This window comes from Rhodanobacter sp. 7MK24, from assembly GCF_014842995.1.
GTDB lineage: Bacteria > Pseudomonadota > Gammaproteobacteria > Xanthomonadales > Rhodanobacteraceae > Rhodanobacter_A.
Genome location: NZ_JACYXL010000001.1, coordinates 901,678 through 916,624, shown reverse-complemented (window position 1 = coordinate 916,624; position 14,947 = coordinate 901,678). Strand labels below are relative to the sequence as shown.

The window sequence follows — 14,947 nt, the reverse complement described above, 5'->3', positions numbered from 1 at the left end:
GACCAAGCTCTGGTCACGCGTAAGTGTCTGGGCACGAATCGAGCGGCACGACCCATCTCTTGTCGCAGCACTGTCATCTCCCGCGACCGTCGTGTCGCGCCGTTGCCAACACCACGTCATGCAGCCGGCGCACCCTGTTTCGGCTCGCGCAGGGCAGCTGCATGCGCAAGCGCAATCAGGGGGATCACTCGAGCCGGCACGCAGAAAGCCGACAGGAGAGACCAGTCATGTCCAGGAAATTCGGCAGTACCCGCTTGAAACCTTTCGCGCTGTGCATGTTGGCAACCGGTATCGTCGGCCTTGCCAATGCACAGACGAACACCTCGCAGAACGACGCAACCTTCCGTTCCAACGTGCCGCATACGAGCACCACGCCGATGCATGGACTGCCCGGCGGCATCGTGACGCTGCATACCCCGGGCGACGACCAGGACGACAGCAACCGCACACGCACGCCGATCAAGCACGTGATCCTGCTGATCGGCGAGAACCGGACTTTCGACCACGTTTTCGCCACCTACACGCCGCCTGCCGGCCAGACCGTGAATAACCTGCTGTCCGAAGGCATCGTCAACGCCGACGGCACGCCCGGCCCGAACGTGGCCAAGGCGCAGCAGTGGCAGGCAACCCAGACAGGCGATTATTCGAATTCGCCCACGCGTGTCGGCCCGTATGCCAACCTGCCGGCGATGAACACCGGCGGCGCGCCGACGCAGCCCTACCTCGCTTCCGCCGCGCAGGCCGCTGCGATCGAACCGGCGTTGCCGAGCGACGACTACACCGAGCTTGCCGAGGGCGGCACGGGGCTGCCCAATGACGTGGTCGACACGCGCTTCCCGGGCACGCTGCCGAATGCGCCGGTGGATATGCACGCATCGATCAGCTACAACGATTACGCCAACAGCCCGGTGCATCGCTTCTTCCAGATGTGGCAGCAGCTGGATTGCAGCACCGCCAGCGCCACCACGAAGAATCCCAGTGGCTGCCGCGCGGACCTCTTCCCGTGGGTGGAAACCACCATGGGCGCCGGCAACAACGGCAAGACGCAGGCTGCGAACTTCACGGACGAAAGCACGGGTGAAGGCTCCACCTCGATGCAGTTCCTCAACATGGCGCAAGGCGATGCGCCCTACTTCAAGCAACTGGCCGAGAAGTACGCGCTAAGCGACAACTTCCACCAGTCGGTGATGGGTGGCACGGGCGCCAACCACATCATGCTGGGCTTCGGCGACGCGATCTATTACGCCGACGCGAACGGCGATCCTGCCGTGCCGCCGACCAACCAGATCGAAAACCCGAACTCGCAAAGCGGCACCAACAACTGGTGGGTGCAGGACGGCTACAGCGGCGGCTCCTACGTCGATTGCGCCGACGATTCGCAACCCGGCGTGGGTGCGGTGCGCAGCTACCTGAAGGGCCTGCCCTATCACACCTTCCGTGGCACGGACTGCAAGGCCGGCGCGTACTACCTGGTCAACAACTACAACCCAGGTTACCTGGGTACCGGTGAGCCGGCTCCGCTGGGCACCGACCAGTACACCGTTCCGCCGACCAAGCAGGACAATCTTGCCTTGCTGCTGGCCCGTCACCACGTCAGCTGGAAGTATTACGGCGAAGGCTGGGCCAACGGCACGGAATCCGGCGAAGCCGGCACCTTCTGCAACATCTGCGACCCATTCCTGTATTCCACGCAGGTCATGACCAACGCCAAGCTGCGCGCGAACAACCAGGACATCAACAATCTTTACAGCGACATCCAGAACGGCACGCTGCCGGCCGTGGCGATCGCCAAGCCGGATGGCCTGCTCGACGGCCACCCGGCTTCCTCCAAGCTGGAACTGTACGAAGGCTACGTGCAGAAGATCGTGCAGATGGTCCAGGCCAATCCGACGCTCTGGAACAACACCGCGATCATGATCACCTTCGACGAAGGCGGCGGTTACTACGACTCCGGCTACGTGCAGCCGATCGACTTCTTCGGCGACGGCACGCGCATCCCGCTGCTCGTGGTGTCGAAGTACTCCACCGGCGGCCACGTGGTGCACACCTACTTCGATCACGTGTCGTTCGACAAATTCGTCGAGGCCAACTGGGGGATCGACGAAACCATTTCCCGCCGCAGCCGCGACAACCTGCCGAATCCGGTCCAGTTCCGCAACAACCCGTATGTGCCGGTCAACGCCCCGGCCATCGGCGACCTGATGGACATGTTCGACTTCCATCGCGATTGGCAGCAGGACGGCAGCACCGTCGCCGCAGCCAAGAACTGAAACCCCGCAAGGCATGCCCCGTCCACTCCGGTGGACGGGGCTTTGCCGTTGCCAGACCGGGAATCTTCCATGACCCAGACCACGCGATTCGTCGCACGCCACTCACGCGCAATTGCCCGCTTGCTGCTGTCCGTTGCTGCCTGCGCGCTGACTTCCGTCGTGCAAGCCGATCCCGGCGATTTCCAGACCATGCCCGGCTTGTGGAAGATCACCTTGCGCTCCGTCGCAAAAGACCATGCCCCGCCGACGCAGGTGAAATGGAAGTGCCTTTACGACGGCGGCGACCCATGGACGACCTTCGTGGACACAATGGCGCCAGACGCCGCCTGCCAGCGCAGCAACGAACATCGCGCCAGCACTGCGTTGGCGTGGCAGATCCATTGCGGCACACGCTCGGGCCGGGGCCGCATCACGCTCGACTCGCCCCAGCACTACACCGGCGACGTCGCGCTGGGTGGGCACCAGGTGCTGCAGGTCGAAGGCGCGCGGGTCGCCGCCTGCACCAGCCCCAGTGATTGAAGCACCCGACATAAGGGGCGCACGCCGTAAATTGGGACCCGGCCACAGAACCCCTTGGAGTCGTCTGTGCAAGGTCTCTGCCCAGCTCCCGTCGATGGCGAACCGGAAACCTCTCAGCTCCACACGGCGCCGACTTCGCCGTTCGCGACGGCTCCCGTGCGGTGGCATGGGCCAGGAAAGTGGCCAGGGCGCCCGCAACGACTGGAATCGCCTTGTTTCTTGCGATAACGCGAAGCTCCTTACCTGCACAGGCGAGCACAAGTAGGCGAGCGATGGTGAGCCCCGGCTCTTAGAAATCCCGGCTGCCGCTCAGCAACACGCTACGGCCGCGATGCAGCGGCACGAAGGTCTCGTCGAAATCGACGTCATGCAGGTTGCGGTCGAGCAGATTGCGCACGCCCAGCGTGACGTTCCAGAGCTGGCCTTGCCAGGACACATTCGCATCCACCCGGGCCTGCCCCGGTATGGCGAAGTATGCCGAGCCATCCGACAGCTGGCCGCGGCTGGCACTGCGTGCCAGCACGCCGCCGGCCACGCCCCAGCCGCGCAACAACCCGGAGTGCAACCGGTAACTGGCCCAAAGATTGCCGTGCTGTCGCGGCGAACCGGTCGGCAGCGAGCCGTCGTGGTTGGTCACCAACGTATTGCTGTACGCAGCGCTCAAATCCAGTCCGGGCGCGAGCCGGCCGTTGAATTCCAGCTCGACGCCGCGATTGGTCTGGCCGGGACCGGGGATGCCGTAATACGGCGGACGCGGCGAGCTCAGGTAGTTGCTGTGATCAAGCATGATGCGATACGCCGCCACGGTGAACATGGCGCGCTGGTCGAACAGCATCAGCTTGGCGCCCGCTTCGACCTGGCGCGAGCGTGACGGCAGCAGTGGCTGACCGTTCTTGTCCAATACCTCGTCCGCCTGGAAGCCGCTGGTGGCACTCGCGTACAACGACAGCAGCGGCGTGAGCTTGTACACCAGCCCGGCGTTGGGCACCCACTGCGACTTGTGTTCGGTCAGCAGGTTGCCATTGGTGTCCTGCGCGGAAATTTCGTAGGTCGCCCGGCGCAACGCCAGCAAGACGTTCCAGTGTTCGCCCAGCGCCAGTTGATCCTGCAGGAACAGCGCATGATCGATGGACCATGGGTCGGCAGGCGCATGCGCATCGACGTTATTGACGTTGCCGGGGCCGGTCACGGTAGGTACCGACGGCAACGGCGGCCCGGCATACAGGTTGTAGGTGTATTGGGGAAGGAGTCCGAGCACATCGTCGACGCTGCCGGACAGCGCACGCGAGTAATCGAAACCAGCCACTACGACGTGACTGACCGTATCGCCGTCGAAGCGCCCCACAAAATCGTTCTGCACGGTATAGAACGCATCGCCGTAGCTGTATCGCTCGGCCATCGGGAAGCTGTCGCCATTCGGCGAAAAGCCGGACACGATCCATTCCTGGACGCTGGAATCCTGATGCACGTACTGGCCGCGGCTGCGGAACGTCCACACATCGTCGAAGCGATGCTCGAATATGTACGAGAGGCGTGTGGTGCGAAACAGGGAATGGTCGTCCGGGCTGCCTATCATCAAGCCCGGCGGTGTCTCGCTGGACAGGCTTCCGCCAAGCATCACCGCGTAATCGGGGATCGGCTCGCGCCGCACGATGCGCTCTACGGAAAGCACCAGCTTGTTCGATGCGTCGCGCCACCCGATGGACGGCGCCAGATAGCCGTTGCGCTGGCCGCGTCGCCCTTGCCGGGTGCGATCGGCATACTCGGCCGAAGCCACCAGGCGATACGTCCACTCACCGCTTTTTCCCAGCGGGCCGCCCAAATCGACGCCGAGTTCGCTGTCGCCGTACTGCCCCAGCGCGAAATCGAGCCTGTGCACCGGCGTATCCGTCGGCTGCTTCATCACCAGGTTGATCAGGCCGCCGAAATTGTTGCTGACCGAATCGTCGCCGATGATCGCCTGCGGCCCCTTCAGCACTTCCACGCGCTCGATGCCGATCAGCGGCGGAAAATCGCCGTAGGACACGATGCTGTTGGGCAAGCCGTCGATCATGCCGTTGCCGACCTGGAAGTCGCGCATCAGGAACACGGGCAACGCATCCGAGCCGTCCAGGGACTGCACGCCGGCGACGTTGCGCACGGCATCGGCCACGCCGCGCGCCTGCTGCGAATCGAGCAGATCGGGCGACACCTCGCTCACCGAAGCCGGCAGTTCGAGCAGATCGGTACCTGTACGCGTGGCACCACTGGTGACGTCGACCAGATAACTGCCCTGGTCGACCAGCCCGGTGCTGATGACCGGCGATAGTTGCCGGACGTCCGGTCTGGCGGCAGGCGCCGTGGCCGCTGTTGCGCCGGCTGGCAATGGCTTCACCACCACCGTGCCGGCATCGACGAAGCTGTATGCCAGCCCCGTGCCCTGCAGCAGGCGATCCAGCGCAGCGGCAGCGGTGCAATCGGCGTTGACGCCGCGGGAATGCAGGGCGTCGACGCTGCCACCCGCCGTGAGCACCTGCATGTTCGCCTGCCGTCCGAACGCGATCAGCGCGGTGGAGAGCGCCTGCGGTGGTATCGCGAAATGCAGCGTGTCAGCGGCAACGGCTTGGCACGGCACGGCCACGGCGGCAAGCGCGGCCATCGTTGGCAGCAGGCCGGACCGGCTCATGGCATCCACTCGTCCCCGATGAAAGCGACAAGTGTGGCATGCGCCGGATCCAAATGCAGCGCTGCGAACGCTGCGGCTGCGCTGGCGTACCCGATGCGTTTAGCGCCGCTGCGCAGGCATCGGGCCGGCGGAAAGCGTCACCGCGTGCTCGCCCATTTCCACCTGCAACGGAAACACCTGCGGCAACGCGCGCAGCCAGCTGTCGATCTCGTCGGTGCGAACGGTGCCGGTGAAACTGAGACCCGCGACGTCGGCGCCATCCAGCCGCACCGGCCTGCTGCTGTAGCGGTTGACGCTGTCGACCACCACCGCCAGCGGTTCGCCCACGAATTCGAGCCGGTGGCTGCGCCAGCCCATCGCCTGCTCCTGCGTGGTAGTGCCCAGGCGCAGCGTGCGCGCGGCCGGATCCCAGGCCACGCGCTGCCCCGCGCCTGCATCCAGCGTTTGCATCGCACTGCTGGTAGCGGCGACCCGTACCTGCCCTTCGGTCACCGCCACTGCCACCTCGCCATAACTGCGACGCACGTCGAAGGCAGTACCGATGTCACGAACCGTGACGCCGCCGGCGACGACCTCGAACGGGCGCTGGGAGTCGTGCACCACCTGAAAATACGCCTCGCCCGCTTCCAGCGTTGCCTGGCGCTGGCCGGCGTCGAAACGAACGCGCAAACGGCTGGCGCCACCCAGCGTCACCTTGCTGCCATCTGCAAGCACGATGTCGCGGTTCTGCCCGGTGACGCTCGCATAGGTCGCCTGCACCACGGCGTTGCCTGCGACACGCTCCCACAGCAGGAAGCCGGTACCGGCGACCAGGGCGACCACGGCCGCTGCAGCGGCCAGCGGCAGCCAGCGCCGGCGTGGTGCGGCGGCAGGCGCGAACTCGTGCAGCAGTTGCCGGCGAGCGGCCGCATCCAGCCTGCCCAGCCGTTCGCCGAAAACATTGACGTATTCGAAAGCGGCGAGATGGCGCTCGTTCTGCGCCGTCCAGTCCAACCACTGCTCCACGCTGGCCTCGGCGCCGCGTGTATCGCGTAGGCGGGTCCACCAGTCGGCAGCCGTCAGCAACATGTGTTCATCGAATGATTGTTGGGTGTTGGCCATCACGGCATCTCCCTTTCTTCCACGCGTGCGCGGCAATGTGCCAGCGCCCGGGTGACGTGGTAGCGCACCATGCGTGCGCTTAGCTCCATGGTTTGCGCGATCGCCTCGAAATCGCGTCCCTCGATCACGTGCAGCACAAAGGCACGGCTGGTCTTGGGCGGCAATTCGCGCAATGCCTCCTGCAATCCTCGCCATTGCTCGGAAGCCATCGCGTGGCGCTCCGGCACCGGTGCTAGATGCAGCTCCGGCGCGGGTTCCGGCAACTCGTCCATGGCTGGCGCCTCGCGCAGCTTGCGCATGCGCAGGCGATCGACCGCGAGATTGGCTGCGATGCGGAAGAGGAAGGCACGCGGCGAGTCGATCCGTCCGGAGTTTTCCAGCACGAGCATGCGCAGGTAAGCCTCCTGCGCCAACTCCTGCGCATCGGCGAGCGAGCCGAGCCTGCACTGCAGGAACGCGACCAGCGCGCGATTGTGTTCGCGGAACAACGTCGCGACACTGGCCCCCTGGCGCTGCTCTATCGTTGCATCGATGGTGTCTAGCGGCTGATTCATGACGCTTCTGCGCATGCCCCCTCCAATCGACGGTCGAAGCCCGGCATCTCGACGTGCCGCGTGTGCCGTTGGTGGCGTCCAGGTATCGCACCCAGCGCTTCGACGAGCAGGCGCTCGGCCTCCATGCGCAAGGCTTCGCGCTTGCGGAACGCGGAGCGATGCTGGCTGGGCACGTCCGCCTCGGCCTTGCGCAGCGGCTGCAACGGCAATTCGTACCAACCGCCGCCGGCGGCCCTGCCCTGCTGCTCCTCCCAGTACGCATCGTAGTCCGCCACGAAGCGGCGCCGCGGATTGCGCAAGGGATGGGCCGCATTGCCGACCGCCAGCAACCGCGACAGGCCCCAGTGTCGCGCCAGTGCACGGGTCAGCGCCAGCATCAGGCAGCGCGGGCGCAGGCCATGCAGATTGCGCGTCAACTCACGTACGGTTTCCCGTGCCGCTCCGCCGACGGGCCCTTGGATGCAGCCGATGGCCAGCGTATCGTCGTCGATCACCGTGACCACGATGCGGTACAGCGGATTGCCGAGTTCATCGGCAAGCTGAATGCACAGCTCGCCCTCGCACCCCAGGAAGATCGGCGGCCGCAGGCTCAGGATCAGCCGGCCGCCGTCCTTCAGCGTCAGCAGGCCCAGCGGCGCCGCACCCTCGGCGTACACCGCGCGGAACAAAGGCGTCGGCATCGCCGCCAGGGCATGGCGGTAATGCCCGCGGATCGCTCGCAGGCGCTGGCTGCGACGCCAACCCGTGTTGAGGTAGCGATGTAGGTGGCGCTCCAGCATGCGCGGATCACGGCGCCGGAACGCGCGCAATGCCGGCTCGCTCTCGACAAAGGCCAGGAAGCCCAGTTGCTGGCGAAACACCGCCAGGCAGCGTGCGATGTACTTGGCTGCCATCAAGGTGCGCCTGTCAACCTTGCCGTGCCAATCGTGGCGGCCGCGCAACGAGCGCAGGAAATGACCAATGGCCGGGGGAAGGACCTCGTCGCCAAGCCATGCCGCCGCCCGTTCGGACAGCGACATGGCAGGCAAGGTGTGCTGCATCTCGTTCAAGATCGTCGTCTCGCAATCGAACACTCGGCAGCAAGACGTTTGTGGCCCGGGAAATTGAAATGGCGACGCCAGCCACCCAGTCATCGGACGCGAAAAGCCCCGGCCTGGCCGGGGCTCTTCGTAGCCCAAGGGCGCCCGACGGGAATCAGGCCAGGTCCGGACCCGGTTCCGGCGCCGCACCCTCGGGGGCCGGCTCTTCGCCGTTGTCCACCTCGGCGTCCAGACGCACCAGGCTGACCAGCGACTCCTCCGCCGGCAGGCGGATCAAGGTGACACCCTGCGTGATGCGGCCGACCTTGGCGATTTCCGCGGCGCGCGTACGCACCAGGGTGCCCTGGTCGGAGATCAGCATGATCTCGTGCGTTTCGTCGAGGGACACGGCGCCGACCAGGTTGCCGTTGCGCTCGGAACACTGGATGCCGATGACGCCCTGGATGCCACGGCCCTTGCGCGGATACTTCGACAGCGGCGTGCGCTTGCCGTAACCGCGCGCAGTCGCGGTCAGCACGTAGCTCTCCAACGGCGACGTGGAGCCGTCGGCCAGATCCTCGGCCTCGTCCACCTCGTTGGTCTCGTCGTCGCCACCGGCCTGCTCGGCCGCATGCTCCACCACGAGCAGAGATACGACCTGCGCCCCTTCGGCAAGGCGGATGCCGCGCACGCCTGTGGCGGTGCGGCCCATGACGCGCACCTCGCCCTCGGCGAAACGCACGGCGCGGCCATTGGAGGCAAACAGCATCACGTCGCTGTTGCCGTCGGTAAGTTCAACGTTGACCAGCGCATCGCCCTCGTCGAGGTTGATCGCGATCTTGCCCTTCTGCAGCTGGAATGCGAATTCGCTGAGCGGCGTCTTCTTCACTGTGCCGTGCTTGGTGGCGAAAAACACGTAGCGGTCTTCGCCGTACTCGCGCACCGGCTGCACGGCCTGCACCTTCTCGCCTGCGGTCAGCGGCAGCAGGTTGATGATGGGTTTGCCGCGCGCGCCCGACCCCGCCTCCGGTATCTGGTAGACCTTGAGCCAATACACGCGACCGGTGCTGGTGAAGGTAAGCAGGGTGTCGTGGGTGTTCACCACCCACAGCTGCTCGACGAAATCCTCGTCCTTCAACGCGGAGGCGGAACGCCCCTTGCCGCCACGCCGTTGAGCACGATAAGTGCTGGCCGGCTGGCGCTTGATGTAGCCGGTGTGCGACAGCGTGACCACCATGTCTTCCGGCGCGATCAGGTCGAGGACGTTCAAGTCCTCCTGCGAGTGCTGGATCTCGGTGCGACGCGCATCGCCGAACTCGTTCTTGATCGTCTCGAGCTCTTCACGGATCACCGCGAGCAGGCGTTCCGGATTCTCAAGAATCTCGATCAAGCCGCGGATGGCTTCGAGGATTTCGCGGTATTCGTCGGAGAGCTTCTCCTGCTCCAGGCCGGTGAGGCGATGCAGGCGCATGGCGAGGATCTCCTGCGCCTGTACCTCGGAGAGCTGGTAACCACCAGGCTTGAGACCATCGCGCGGGTCCATGTCCTCCGGCCGCGAAGCCTCGGCGCCTGCAGCGGCGAGCAGCGCACCCACCATGCCCGGCTGCCACTTGCGCGCCAGCATGCGTTCGCGCGCCTCGGCCGGCGAGGCCGAGGTCTTGATCAGCTCGATCATCTCGTCGATGTTGGCTAGCGCGACGGTGAGGCCTTCGAGGATGTGCGCACGGGCGCGTGCCTTGCGCAGTTCGAAGATGGTGCGGCGGGTCACCACCTCGCGGCGATGGCGGATGAAGGCCTCGAGGATGTCCTTGAGGTTCAGCAGGCGCGGCTGGCCGTCCAGCAACGCCACCATGTTGATGCCGAAGGTGACCTGCAGCTGGGTCTGCTGGAACAGGTTGTTCAGCACCACGTCGGCCATCGCGTCCTTGCGGATCTCGATGACGACGCGCATGCCGTCCTTGTCGGACTCGTCGCGCAGCTCGCTGATGCCCTCGATCTTCTTTTCCTTGACCAGCTCGGCGATCTTCTCGATCAGCCGCGCCTTGTTCACCTGGTACGGCAGCTCGTGGACGAGGATGGTCTCGCGGCCGTTGCTCTCGGTCTCGATCTCGGTCTTGGCACGCACCAGGATGCGGCCGCGTCCGGTGCGATAGGCCTCGACGATGCCGGAGGAGCCGTTGATGATGCCGGCGGTGGGGAAGTCCGGGCCGGGAACGTAGCGCATCAGGTCGTCGACCGACAGCACCGGATCGTCGATCAGCGCGATGGTGGCGGCGATAACCTCGTTCAGATTGTGCGGCGGCACATTGGTGGCCATGCCCACCGCGATACCTGCCGATCCGTTCACCAGCAGGTTCGGCACACGGGTGGGCAGCACCAGCGGCTCGTTCTCGCTCTCGTCGTAATTGGGCCCGAAGTCGACGGTTTCCTTGTCGATGTCGGCGAGCAATTCGTGCGTGAGGCGCGACATGCGCACCTCGGTGTAGCGCATCGCTGCCGCGTTGTCGCCGTCCACCGAACCGAAGTTGCCCTGGCCATCGACCAGCATGTAGCGCAGCGAGAACGGCTGCGCCATGCGCACGATGGCGTCATACACGGACGCGTCGCCGTGCGGATGGTATTTACCGATCACGTCGCCGACCACGCGGGCCGACTTCTTGTAAGGCTTGTTCCAGGCGTTGCTCAGCTCGTTCATCGCGAACAATACGCGGCGATGTACCGGCTTCAGGCCGTCCCGCACGTCCGGCAGCGCGCGGCCTACGATCACGCTCATCGCGTAGTCGAGATAGCTCTGGCGCATCTCGTCTTCGATGTTGACGCGAATGACTTCTTTGGCGAGTTCTGCCATTGAGTGGCTTCCCTGGAGGACTGAAAGGAGCGCGAGACAGGTGCGGCACGAAGCGCGCACGGAGGCGCCGTCGCATGCCGCGCCAAAGCCTCTCGCGCAATCTTGGAATCATAGCACAGATGCACATTTCAACCAAGCAAAATGCGCTTTTAATTCAATGACTTATGAATGCTCTTTGGGCTTCTTGTAAAGCATCATGCGGGCACCCGCGTAATTGACCACGGCGGCAACGGCCGAACCCACCGCCACGGCCAGCACGGGCCAGCGACGCCAGGACGGAAACAGCAGGAGGCTGCCCGCGTAGGCGGCGTAATTGACCACGGCACCGAAACCCATCAGGGCCATCCAGTGCAGCCATTCGCCCAGCAAGGAACGGCCGCTGGAGCGTTCCGCGAAGGTGCGGCTGCGGTTCCACCACCAGGTCACCGTGGCCGCGGCGAGAAAGGCAAAGACCTGCGCGACGTAGGGGTTGGCTCCGCACAACGACACCAGCGCCTGCAGGATGGCGGCATCGATCACGAAGCCGATGCCGCCGCCAACCGCGAACAACATCAGCTCGCGACCGTGCCTCATGCGCCGAACATCGTGCGCATCGCGGCTTCGGTCGGCCGCTCGATCACGCCGCGCTCGGTGACGATGGCGTCGATCAGGCCGGCAGGCGTCACGTCGAACACCGGGTTCCAGGCCTCGGCGCCTTCCACCACCACGCGCCTGCCGCCGACGGCGAGCAATTCCGCCGGATCGCGCAGTTCGATCTCGATGTGGTCGCCCGAAGGCGTGGCCATGTCCACCGTGGAAGACGGCGCGGCCACCATGAACTTCACGCCGTGGTGCTTCGCCGCGATGGCGAGCTGGTAGGTGCCGATCTTGTTCGCGGTGTCGCCGTTCGCGGCGATGCGATCGGCGCCCACGACCACCCATTGCACTGCCCCCGACTTCATCAGGTGCGAGGCAGCCGAATCCGCGATCAGCTGCGCGGGAATGCCGTCGCGCACCAGTTCGTACATGGTCAGCCGCGCACCCTGCTGCCAGGGCCGCGTCTCGCCTGCGAACACACGGGCGATGCGCCCCTGCGCCACACCCGCGCGGATCACTCCCAACGCTGTGCCGAAACCCGCGGTAGCCAGCGAACCGGTATTGCAATGGGTGAGCACGCCCGAACCCGGCGCGATCAGCGCCGCGCCCAGGCTGCCCATGTGACGATTGGCGGCAAGGTCTTCGTCCTGGATCGCCTGCGCTTCGCGCTCCAGCGTCTGCGCATCCGCACCTGCGGCGACGCGCGCCTTCATGCGGTCCAGCGCCCACATCAGGTTCACCGCGGTGGGCCGCGCCGCGCGCAACTGCGCCAGTGCGGTGTCCAGCGGCGCCCCTTGCTGCGCGGCCAGCACCACACCCCACGCGGCAGCGATGCCGATGGCCGGGGCGCCGCGCACGGCGAGATCCTTGATGGCCTGCGTCACCGCGGAGGCGTCGCGGCAATCGATCCAGCGCTCCTCCTGCGGCAACAGGCGCTGGTCGAGCAAACGGAGGTGGTCGCCGCGCCATTGCACGGCGCGGACGCGGTCGTAGCGGTCGTAATCCATGGGAACTTCGTGTGTTGGAGCGAAAAAGTCAGGGCGATTCCGGCATCACCAGCCAGAAAATCAGGTAAATCAGGATGCCCGAGCCACCCAGCAGGGTGAGGATGATCCATGCCACCCGCACCAGGGTCGGATCCCAACCGAGATATTCGGCGATGCCGCCGCAGACACCGGCCAGCGTGCGGTTCTGGCGGGAACGATAGAGACGTTTTTCCATGGATGGCTCCTGGCGGGTCAGTCGCGCGCGCGCAACCACTGGTGGATCGCCGGCGGCACCTCGCGCTGTGCGCGGCCGGAGACGTAGATGCCGATATGGCCGCCCTTGAACGCAAGCTCGGTGTAGTCGGAGGTGCCGATGCGACGCTTCAACGCACGCGAAGCGTCCGGTGGCACCAGATGATCCTGCTCGGCATAGATGTTCAGCACCGGCTGGCTGACCATGCCGAGATCCACCTCGCGGTCGCCGATGACAAGGCCGCCCTTCACCAGCTTGTTGCCCTGGTAGAAATCCTTGATGAACTGGCGGAAGGCTTCGCCGGCCTGATCGGGCGAGTCGAAGATCCAGCGCTCCATGCGCAGGAAGTTCTCCAGCTCCGCGGGCTTGTCGAGGATGTCCACCAGGCTCACGTATTTCTGCTGGTTCAGGCGTACCGGCTTCAGCGTGAGGTAGACCCAGTTCATCAGCATCGCCGGCACGTTGCCCAGCGTATCGACGAACAGATCCGCATCCATCGCGCGGCACCAGTGCGAAAGCATGTTGTCCGGCGTCTGGAAGTCCACCGGCGTCACCATGGTGACGAGGTTCTTGACCTTCTCCGGATGCATCGCGCTGTAGCACAGCGAGAACGCGCCGCCCTGGCAGATGCCGAGCAGATTGACGGCGTCGAGGCTGTGACGTTCGCACAGCGCGTCCACGCAGCGATCGAGGTAGCCGTTGAGATAATCGTCCAGCGTCAGCCAGCGATCGGCTCCGTCCGGGTAGCCCCAGTCGATCAGATAGACGTCCTCGCCCTGCGCGAGCAGGTTGCGCACCAGCGAGCGGTCGGCCTGCAGGTCGGTCATCCAGACCGTGTTGACCAGCGCGTAGACGATCAGCGTGGGAGTCCGTGTGGTGGGCGCGCGATCGCCTTTCATATGCCACAACTTGAGCTTGTCCTCGGCATACACCAGTTCGCGTGGCGTGTTGGCGTAACTGGGCTCGCTCATGCTGCGCAGATGGCCCATGCCGGCACTGAGCTTGCGCTGGAACGTTCCGATTTCCTGCATCAGTCGCGTGGGATCGAGATGGAGCGGGTTATCCATGATGGCTCTTCCTGTCAGCGCTTGCGCGAGCGGCCGTTGGCCAGTACGGGCTTGGCGCGAGCAGGCGCCTTCTTCGCGGCAGTGCTGGCGGCGCGCCCGCTGGTGGACTTGGCCACGGCAGCCTTCGCACGTGCCGGCTTGGCCGTAGCCCCATCGTCCCGCGCGTGCTTGACCGCAGCCCCCTGCGTGCGGGCAGGCCTGCCGGCCAGCTCGGCCAACTCGCGGCGGAGCGCCGTCACCTCGCGACGCAACGCGAGGATTTCATCCGCGGCCTCGCCGCCATGCTGCTTGCGCAGGTCGCGGCGCAATTGTTGCAGACGCTCACCCAGCGAGGAAACTTCCTCGCGCGTGGGCAGGCCCAGCTCGCGGCATAGCTGGCCGGTCTGCTTTTGCTGCAGCTGGCGCACGCGCATCTGGCTGTTGATCATCTCGCCATAGGCCGCGCGGAACTCGTCGGACAACGCGATTTCAGCATAGGCCTCCTCCGCGGCGTCAACCCAGAGGTCATACAGCGCCTTGAGCGACTCGATCGGTGGACTCGACGCGTCACGTCTGGCGAGCGTCGCCTGCAGGCGCTCCAGCCCTTGCGTGTTCGCGCGCTGGATCAGTTCCTGGTAGCGCGCATTCGCTTCCAGCGCAGTCTGGATCGCGGCAGCCATTTCCTGATGCTGCATCAACTGTTCGCGATGCAGGCCGAAACCCGGCACCGGGCCGCCCGCCGCGACCTGCGCAACAAAACCGCCGCCCTGCATCGATTGCAGCCACGCCTGCCACTGCTGCACGAAACCCTGTGCAGCCGCGTTGTCGATGCCGTTGAAGGCTTGCGTGAAAGGCTGGTTGCCGGAACCCGCCCATGAGCGCAACAGGGTCTGCCAGTCCGTACCAGGCTGACTGGCGCCGGCCGCGGCCACGCCCTGCATCCAGTCGAAGCAGCCCTTGAGTCCGGCCAGCGTGCGTTCGAACGCCTCATTTCCGGGCGGAGGCACGGCGGCGGCGGGCTGCATCTGCCGCAACCATGCATCCCAGGATTGCTGGGCAAGCACCTGCCAATCCTTGATGAAATCGCCTGTCTGTCCGCTCATCGCGCGC

General features: G+C 65.4%; 12 protein-coding genes. 2 read left to right on the top strand and 10 right to left on the bottom strand.

Annotation, left to right across the window (positions count from 1 at the left end; all coding sequences use genetic code 11):
- The first annotated feature begins 227 nt into the window (after positions 1–227).
- Together IHE49_RS04215 and IHE49_RS04210 are read left to right on the top strand one after the other, a co-directional pair.
- Positions 228–2,270 carry an alkaline phosphatase family protein gene (locus IHE49_RS04215; protein WP_192155154.1) on the top strand — a complete coding sequence of 681 codons (2,043 nt, stop codon included), beginning with the start codon at positions 228–230 and terminating at the stop codon, positions 2,268–2,270.
- Positions 2,271–2,339: 69 nt separating this feature from the next.
- Positions 2,340–2,789, top strand: a complete 450-nt coding sequence (locus IHE49_RS04210) for a hypothetical protein (protein ID WP_192155152.1) — start codon at positions 2,340–2,342, stop codon at positions 2,787–2,789.
- Between the two features lie 289 nt (positions 2,790–3,078).
- Here the strand turns inward: IHE49_RS04210 and IHE49_RS04205 are convergent, their stop codons facing one another.
- The 10 genes from IHE49_RS04205 to IHE49_RS04160 all read right to left on the bottom strand — a co-directional run bounded on the left by IHE49_RS04205 (position 3,079) and on the right by IHE49_RS04160 (position 14,940).
- Positions 3,079–5,454, bottom strand: a complete 2,376-nt coding sequence (locus IHE49_RS04205; RefSeq protein ID WP_192155150.1) for a TonB-dependent receptor — start codon at positions 5,452–5,454, stop codon at positions 3,079–3,081.
- Between the two features lie 99 nt (positions 5,455–5,553).
- Positions 5,554–6,555 (bottom strand): FecR domain-containing protein, encoded by a 1,002-nt coding sequence (locus IHE49_RS04200; RefSeq protein ID WP_192155149.1) that lies wholly within the window; start codon positions 6,553–6,555, stop codon positions 5,554–5,556.
- Entirely contained in the window at positions 6,555–7,109 is a 555-nt protein-coding gene (locus IHE49_RS04195; RefSeq protein WP_192155147.1) for a sigma-70 family RNA polymerase sigma factor, read from the bottom strand. Before IHE49_RS04195 ends, IHE49_RS04200 begins: the two co-directional genes overlap by 1 nt.
- Positions 7,106–8,149 carry a DUF535 family protein gene (locus IHE49_RS04190; protein WP_225578183.1) on the bottom strand — a complete coding sequence of 348 codons (1,044 nt, stop codon included), beginning with the start codon at positions 8,147–8,149 and terminating at the stop codon, positions 7,106–7,108. Before IHE49_RS04190 ends, IHE49_RS04195 begins: the two co-directional genes overlap by 4 nt.
- A gap of 154 nt (positions 8,150–8,303) precedes the next feature.
- Positions 8,304–10,976 (bottom strand): DNA gyrase subunit A, encoded by a 2,673-nt coding sequence (gene gyrA, locus IHE49_RS04185; protein WP_192155144.1) that lies wholly within the window; start codon positions 10,974–10,976, stop codon positions 8,304–8,306.
- Positions 10,977–11,138: 162 nt separating this feature from the next.
- Positions 11,139–11,549 carry a GtrA family protein gene (locus tag IHE49_RS04180; protein ID WP_192155142.1) on the bottom strand — a complete coding sequence of 137 codons (411 nt, stop codon included), beginning with the start codon at positions 11,547–11,549 and terminating at the stop codon, positions 11,139–11,141.
- A complete protein-coding gene (mtnA, locus tag IHE49_RS04175) occupies positions 11,546–12,559 on the bottom strand; it encodes an S-methyl-5-thioribose-1-phosphate isomerase (protein ID WP_192155140.1) in 1,014 nt (337 codons plus the stop codon). Before mtnA ends, IHE49_RS04180 begins: the two co-directional genes overlap by 4 nt.
- Positions 12,560–12,587: 28 nt before the next feature.
- Positions 12,588–12,773 carry a PspC domain-containing protein gene (locus IHE49_RS04170; protein WP_192155138.1) on the bottom strand — a complete coding sequence of 62 codons (186 nt, stop codon included), beginning with the start codon at positions 12,771–12,773 and terminating at the stop codon, positions 12,588–12,590.
- Between the two features lie 17 nt (positions 12,774–12,790).
- Positions 12,791–13,858, bottom strand: coding sequence for a class III poly(R)-hydroxyalkanoic acid synthase subunit PhaC (phaC, locus tag IHE49_RS04165; protein WP_192155136.1), 1,068 nt, complete (start codon positions 13,856–13,858; stop codon positions 12,791–12,793).
- A 14-nt stretch (positions 13,859–13,872) separates the two neighbouring features.
- Positions 13,873–14,940 (bottom strand): poly(R)-hydroxyalkanoic acid synthase subunit PhaE, encoded by a 1,068-nt coding sequence (locus IHE49_RS04160; protein ID WP_192155134.1) that lies wholly within the window; start codon positions 14,938–14,940, stop codon positions 13,873–13,875.
- Positions 14,941–14,947: the final 7 nt, after the last annotated feature.